Consider the following 6,836-nt stretch of genomic DNA (forward strand, 5'->3'; position numbering starts at 1 on the left):
TCTCACCCTGCTCCTGGTCACCCGACCCGAACGCCTTGTCCATCCCCGACTGACCGCCCAGAATCGCCGCCAACGCACCGTTCAACGCCGACGTGATCTCATCCGAACGCGACTTGAACAGATCGAACGCAGCCTTGCCCGAACCGTTGAACTTCCCCTCCAACGGCGCACCCGCCGCAACCAACTGCCGGATCAAAAGACCCAGGTCACTACTCGAATTCTGCGACTGCGACTGCAGATCCGTCAGAACCCGCGCCCCCATGTCGAACTTCATCAGACTCCTCCCTCACCCCGTCAGCCTGGCCGAACGTACGTATGCCATCGTGGACCTCTTGCGTCGCTGATGCAATCAGCAATCGGGCACTGTGACGAACCGATGACACATGCTCATCAACCATACGCTCAGGCGCCCTTGAGGTGGCGCACCAGCCGCTCGAACTCCTGCCACCCCGCCAGGTCCGACGGGTCGCCCGGCAGCGGGTAGTACATCGCGGGGCGGGCCCGCGGTCCGAGTGGAACCGGAGCCTGCGACAGCGGCGTACGGCGGGCCCGGTCGCCGGGCATCCGGCGGACCTCCTCCGCGCCGAGCACGAAGGCCACCGGCACGCCCGGGCCCTCGAAGCGAGGGGGTACCGCCAGGTCACGGCGGGCTTTGCGAATCTGCACCAGCATCGACAGCAGGTTGTGGCGGGTCGCCAGGACCTCCGCCACGCGGGTCAGCGCCTCCGTCGGCACCACCTCGTCGGCGCCGTAACCGAAGGCGAGGGTCACCTCCTCCTCGACGCCCGCCTTGGTACGGGTCACCCGCACCGTCGCCAGGCCCGGCCGCCCGGGGCTGCCGACCACCACGAACCAGCTCGGCTCGGGTGCCCGCTCGAAGGCCACGTCGGTCAGCTGCCGCGGCGACCAGGGCAGGTTCGCGGGCTCCGCCGTGCCCCACCCGGCGGGGGGCGCGCCGGTGAGCTCGCTCCACACCGCCTCCAGGGCGCCGCCGAGGACGAGGCGGTCGTCCGCGGGGTGCGCCGTACGGAAGGTGAGGGCCAGCTGCCGCTCCCCCGTCTCGGAGACCTCCTGGAAGGTGGCCGCGACCGGGGTGTTCAGGTCCGTGGGGGTCGCGTCGGGCGAGGCGACCGTGGCGAACATGCCGTGCTGCCAGGCCAGTACCGCCCCGGAGCGGCCGTCGTAGTAGCCCTCGCGCTCGTCCTGTACGACCCACCGCGAGGGCCAGTCGCCCAGGGTGTCCCGTACGGCCGGCGAGAGGGTGGTTCCCGCCGGGCTGACGATCTGCAGGCCCAGACCGGCGTTGGCGCTGGCCCGGAACGCGTCCGCGAGCCAGGCCGTCATCGCCACGACCGGGCGGTCCTGGATCACGACGGCGACCTTGTCGGTGAGCACGTCCACGGCGGGCTGGGCGGCCGCCGGAATCGGCGCCACCCCCACCCCGTCGCTCTCCACCACGGCAAGGTTCCGGGCGGCCTGCGGCGGCCAGGCCGCGCCGCCCGCCAGCAGCGCGAGCCGGGCCGCGAAGGTGCCCGCGAGCCGCTCGGCCTCGGCGACGCCGGTCGTGGCGCGGGCTTCGGTCCACCAGAACGGCAGCGGCGGCGGCGTGGCCCCCAGGAGCCGCTCCGCCTCCCCCGCGACCTGTACGAGCAGCGGCGCCTCGATGGAGACCAGCGGCCGGCCCTGCTCGTCGCAGAGCTGCACGACGGCGCCGTCGCCCTCCGTGCCCACCAACTTGTCGGGGCCGCCGGAGAGCAGGCCCGCGAGCACGTGCAGCGGTTCGGGCATCCGCTCGGTGAGGGCGATGACGTCCTTGGTCATATGAGGTCCTGGTGTCCTATTCGGGCGAGTACACGGTCTGGATCAGGCGGTTCGACTGGCCGCGGCGAATGAGCACGCCGCGTCCCGCCGGCTGCTGCGAGGCGTACACACCGGGGAACAGCTGCCCCTCGCTGCGGTCGCCCGCCATCAGCACCGCGGACGCCCCCGACTCGCGCAGCCCCTGCACCAGCGGCTCGTACATGCCGCGCGAGGCACCGGCGACCCGGCGCGTCAGCACGAAGTGCAGGCCGATGTCGACGGCCGAGGGGATGTACGGGAGGAACGGCGCGAGCGGCGACTGGCCGGCCGTGGTCAGTACGTCGTAGTCGTCGACCAGCACCACGATCCGCGGCCCGCTGCCCCAACTGCCGGGCTCCAGGTCCTCGATGCGCGCACTGTCGTCCGGCAGCCGCTTGTCCAGTTCGGTGGCGATACCGGCGGAGAGGCCCGCGCACAGCTTGGGGTTGTACGCGTAGCCGCCCGCGTACTCCTCCGGGACCACCCCGCGCAGTGCGCGCCGCGGGTCCATGACCGCGAAGACCAGCTCGTCCTCGCCGTAGCGCTCGATGAGCCCGGCCGCGACGGTCTTGAGCATGTTCGTCTTGCCGCTCTCGCTGTCGCCCAGGACCAACAGGTGCTGGTCGTGCCCGAACAGGTCCAGCAGCACCGGCGCGAGCGCGCTCTGGTCCAGCCCGATCGGGACCCGCTTGGGCTCGGCGACCGGCCCGGGCAGCAGGTGCGGCTCCAGGACGTGCGGCAGCACCCGTACCGGCTGGGCGACCTCGCCGGTCCAGGTGGCGCGGACGGTACGGGCCGTGCGCTCCAGCACCGCGCCCAGTTCGGAGTTGTCGGCGAGGCCGTCGGTGCGGGGCAGCGCGACCTGCGCGAAGAGCTTGCCGTCGGTCAGGACGCGGCCGGGCTCGTCGGGCGCCAGGGTCTCGGCGAGCTTGCGCTCGATGCTGGACTCGCTGGGGTCGTTGAGCCGCAGCTCGACGCGGGTGCCGAAGTTGGACTGGGCGGCGATGCGCACGTCGTTCCACCGGAGCATGCCGGCGACGACGTGGATGCCGTAGCCGCCGCCGCGCTTGAGGACGTCCATGACGGCGTCGTCGAGCTCCTCGAAGTCGTCGCGCAACGCGCCGAACCCGTCGATGACCAGCACGATCTCCGCGGAGGCCAGCTGCGGCAGCCGGCCCGCCGCGTGGAGGGAGCGCAGCTGCTCGACGGAGTCGATGCCGTGCTCCCGGAAGAGGTCCTCGCGGGCGGCGAGCATGTTCCGTACGACCTCGACGGTGCGGGCGGCGCGCTCGCGGTCCGCGCGCCCGGCGACGCCGCCGACGTGCGGGAGCCCGGACAGGGCCTGGAGGCCGCCGCCGACCAGGTCGAGGCCGTAGACGCCGACCTGCTGCGGGGTGTGGGTCAGTGCCAGGGAGAGCACCAGGGTGCGCAACAGGGTCGTCTTGCCGGACTGCGGGCCGCCGATGACGGCGGCGTGGCCGCCCGCGACGGTGAGGTCCAGGAACCACTGGCCCTGCCACTGCTTCGTCGGGTCGTCGAGCAGGCCGAGCGGCACCTGGAGCGGGCCCCGGCGCGCGGCGAGCTGCATGCCGCGCCCGCCGACCTCGACCGGGCCAGCCACCTTGTCCAGGGCCAGCGCGGAGGGCAGCGGCGGCAGCCAGATCTGGCGCACGCCGGGGGCGGCGTTCTCCAGCTGCCCGACGATGACGCCCATCTCGGTCGGTCCGGTCTCGCGGCGTCGCAGCGAGGGCTCGGCCGGGCCGTTGTCGGCGGAGCCGGCCAGGGTGTTGAAGGCCTCGTACTCGAGGGCGAGCGGCCCCGAGGCGGCGTCCTCGTGGCGCTGCACGGGTCCGCGGTAGCCGCCGGAGACGTAGCTCGCCTTGAACCGCTCGTAGTGGCTGGTGTCGACCTTGAGGTAGCCGAAGCCGGGCAGCGGCGGCAGGTGGAAGGCGTCCGTGGTGTCGAGGACGGTGCGGGACTCGTCGGCGGAGAAGGTGCGCAGGCCCAGCCGGTACGAGAGGTACGTGTCCAGGCCGCGCAGCTTGCCGCCCTCGATGCGCTGGCTGGAGAGCAGCAGGTGCACGCCGATGGAGCGGCCGATGCGGCCGATGGACAGGAACAGGTCGATGAAGTCGGGCTTGGCGGTGAGCAGTTCGCCGAACTCGTCGATGACGACGAACAGGTGCGGCAGCGGGTCCAGGTCGGGCCGCTTCTCGGCGCGCAGCGCGGCGTAGTCGCCGATGTCGGCGACGTTTCCGGCGTCCTTGAGGACCTGCTGGCGGCGCTTGACCTCGCCCGCGAGGGAGGCGTGGACGCGCTCGACGAGGCCGGCCTGGTTCTCCAGGTTGGTGATGACACCGGCGACGTGCGGCAGGTCGGCGAACGGCGCGAAGGTGGCGCCGCCCTTGTAGTCGACGAGGACGAGGGCGAGGTCCTCCGGCGGGTGCGTCGCCACCAGCGCGAGGACGAGCGTGCGCAGCAGCTCCGACTTTCCGGAGCCGGTCGCGCCGACGCACAGGCCGTGCGGGCCCATGCCGAGCTCGGAGGACTCCTTCAGGTCGAGCAGCACCGGCTCGTGGGAGTCGCTGATGCCGATCGGGACGCGCAGGAAGGCGCGCTCGCCGCGCGGAGCCCACAGCCGGCCCAGGTCCAGCCGGGCCACGTCGTCGATGCCGAGGAGGTCGGCGAAGTCGACGGGGCCGGACAGCGGGGCGTCGATGAGCGACTCGGCGGACAGCCGCAGCGGCGCGAGCATCCGGGCGAAGCCCTCCGCGAAGGAGATGCCGACCTCGTCCACGGTGCCGTGGGCGCTGATCGGCTCGGCCTCGCGGAGGTCCTCTATGAACACCTGGTCGCCGCCCACGGTGATGCGTACGCCGACGTGGCCGGGCTCCTGTACGCGCTGCTCCAGCAGGTGCAGCACGGTGACGCCCATGTCGCGCAGGCCCACCGCGTCGTCGGGGAGCGGCAGGTCGACGGCGTCCTCGCCGTGGCCGTCGGTGACGACGAGGAGCCGGGAGTTCATGGCCAGGGCGTCGCGCCCGGACAGGCCGCGGCGGACCTCGGCGGCGTAGGAGGCGCGGCGGCGCAGTTCGGGGCCGATCTGGCGGGCGAGCTGGGGTGCGGAGGGCGCGATCCGGCGGGCGGCCACGGGCCCGTCGAGCTGCTCGGTGTCGAGGAGGTGGGGCATCCACTTGGCCCACTCCCAGTCGGCGAGCCGGTCGCCGGGCACGGCCAGGGCCATCGCCACGTCGTCGGGGGCGTGCAGGGCCGCGGCCTGGACGAGCAGGGCGCGCGCGACGCGCAGGCAGTCCTCGCGGGGGCCGATGACGCTGACGTTGCCGACGCGGTCGAGCGGGACGGTGAGCGGCAGTTCGTTGCCGGTGCGGAAGCGGGACATCAGCGCCGACGCCTCGTTCAGCATGAACTGGTCGGGCGGGGTGAGGACCGTGGAGCCCTGCTGGGCGATGGACAGGTCCCGTACGGGCATCTCGCCGGTGCCGACCCGCACGCGCAGGAAGTCGCCGTCGACGCGGCGGCGCTCCCACATGCGGGCCGGGTCGCGGACGATGTCGTACAGCGCGCCGGGCGGCGGGTTGAGGACGTCGGCGCGCTCGCGCCGCTCGCGCTCCTCGGCCGAGAGCTCCTCGCGCAATTCCTCCAGGTAGGCCAGGTAGGCCTCGCGCTGGGTGCGGCGGGTGCGCTGGGCCTTGCCGCGCTGAGAGAAGACGAGCGCCATCGAGCCGATGACGGTGACGACGAGGATGATCGCGCCGAGCCCCGCGAACTGGCTGTTGCGCACCACCGTCATCATCACGACGGACGACATGACGCCGGCGACGGGCAGCAGCGACATCGCGATGTTGCCGCCCTTGCCCTCGGGCAGGTTGGGCGGGGCCTCTATGGTGCGGGCCCCGGAGGCGGCCGCGGGACGGGTGGTCCGGGCCGGGCGGTGGATCAGTCGGGTGCTCATCGTCTTCGTCTTCGTCCGTCGTCCGTCAGGTCCGTCAGTGGCGCTGCTGCGAGAGCTGGAACACGTCCGCGGCGAGGCGGACGACGGCTTCCCGGGTGGGGTGGGCGAGGAGCTCGGTACGGATCGCCCCGCCGGCCGCCAGGTGGCGGTCGTACGGGAGGATCTGCACGCTCGCGCCGGTGCCCTTGAGCATGCGGGCGGCCTCTTCGAGGTCGAGCACGGCGTGCGGGACCAGTTCGGTCAGCACGACGATGGTTCCGGCGATCACGTGCGGGGGCAGGCCCTGCATCCACTGGAGGACCGCGTAGGTGCTGGTGACGCCTTCGAGGGTGGCGGGGGCGGTCAGGATCCGGGCCTGGGACGCGGACAGCGCGACGCGGGCGACCTCGGCGGGCAGGGTCTCGCAGTCGATGACCGCGACCCCGAAGTACCGGCGCAGGGCGACCATGGCCCGCTCGTAGGCGCGGGCGTCGAGCATGGCGCCGATCTGGCCCTGGCTGCCGGGGAGCAGCCAGGCGTTGCCGGGGAGCTGGACGAGGTAGCCGGTGATGTCGAGCAGCGACATCTGCGGCTCGACGATGTCGGCGACGTCGCCGGTGGTCCAGCGCAGCGTCTCGGCGCCGAGGCGCAGGGGCAGCGAGCCGAGGGCCGGGTCGGCCTCGACGAGGAGCACCGGGTCCTGGCGGTAGTGCGCGTAGGTGGTGCCGAGGAGCGCGGCGACCGTGGTCTTGCCGGCGCCGCCGCGGATGGAGGTGACGGCGATCTGGCGGCCGGTGGTGACGGGCTGCTGGAGCACCTCGGCGGTGCGGGTGACGTCGGCGACCTCGCGGGCGGCGGAGGAGGAGACGGTACGCCGCAGCGCGCGGGCGGCGCGGGCCGCGAAGCCCTCGCCGTGCCGGGCCTTGCCCTTGGCCGCGACGAGCCCCTGCTCGACGACGGGCCGCGACCCGGGCGCGCGGTACCCCTGCGGCCGGGCCTGGCCGTGGCCCTGCGCGGGCTGTGCCGGCGCCTGACGCGGGACCTG

The 6,836-nt window shown here is 73.3% G+C and carries 4 protein-coding genes; all 4 read right to left on the minus strand.

Translation table 11 applies throughout. The features are described 5' to 3' along the window. The coding region (locus ACFWBF_RS27180; RefSeq protein WP_385606499.1) for a hypothetical protein at nt 1-274 on the minus strand (274 nt) is incomplete at its 3' end. 128 nt (nt 275-402) lie between these two features. Next, complete coding sequence (locus ACFWBF_RS27185) at nt 403-1,821, minus strand: DUF6177 family protein (protein ID WP_385606501.1); 1,419 nt, start codon at nt 1,819-1,821, stop codon at nt 403-405. Nucleotides 1,822-1,837: 16 nt separating this feature from the next. Then, the gene (eccCa, locus tag ACFWBF_RS27190; protein ID WP_385606503.1) at nt 1,838-5,812 is read right to left on the minus strand and encodes a type VII secretion protein EccCa; all 3,975 of its coding nucleotides are present in this window, start codon (nt 5,810-5,812) and stop codon (nt 1,838-1,840) included. Nucleotides 5,813-5,846: 34 nt separating this feature from the next. After that, the coding region (locus ACFWBF_RS27195) for a MinD/ParA family protein (protein ID WP_385606505.1) at nt 5,847-6,836 on the minus strand (990 nt) is incomplete at its 5' end.

The organism is Streptomyces sp. NPDC060028 (genome assembly GCF_042736725.1).
Lineage (GTDB): Bacteria > Actinomycetota > Actinomycetes > Streptomycetales > Streptomycetaceae > Streptomyces.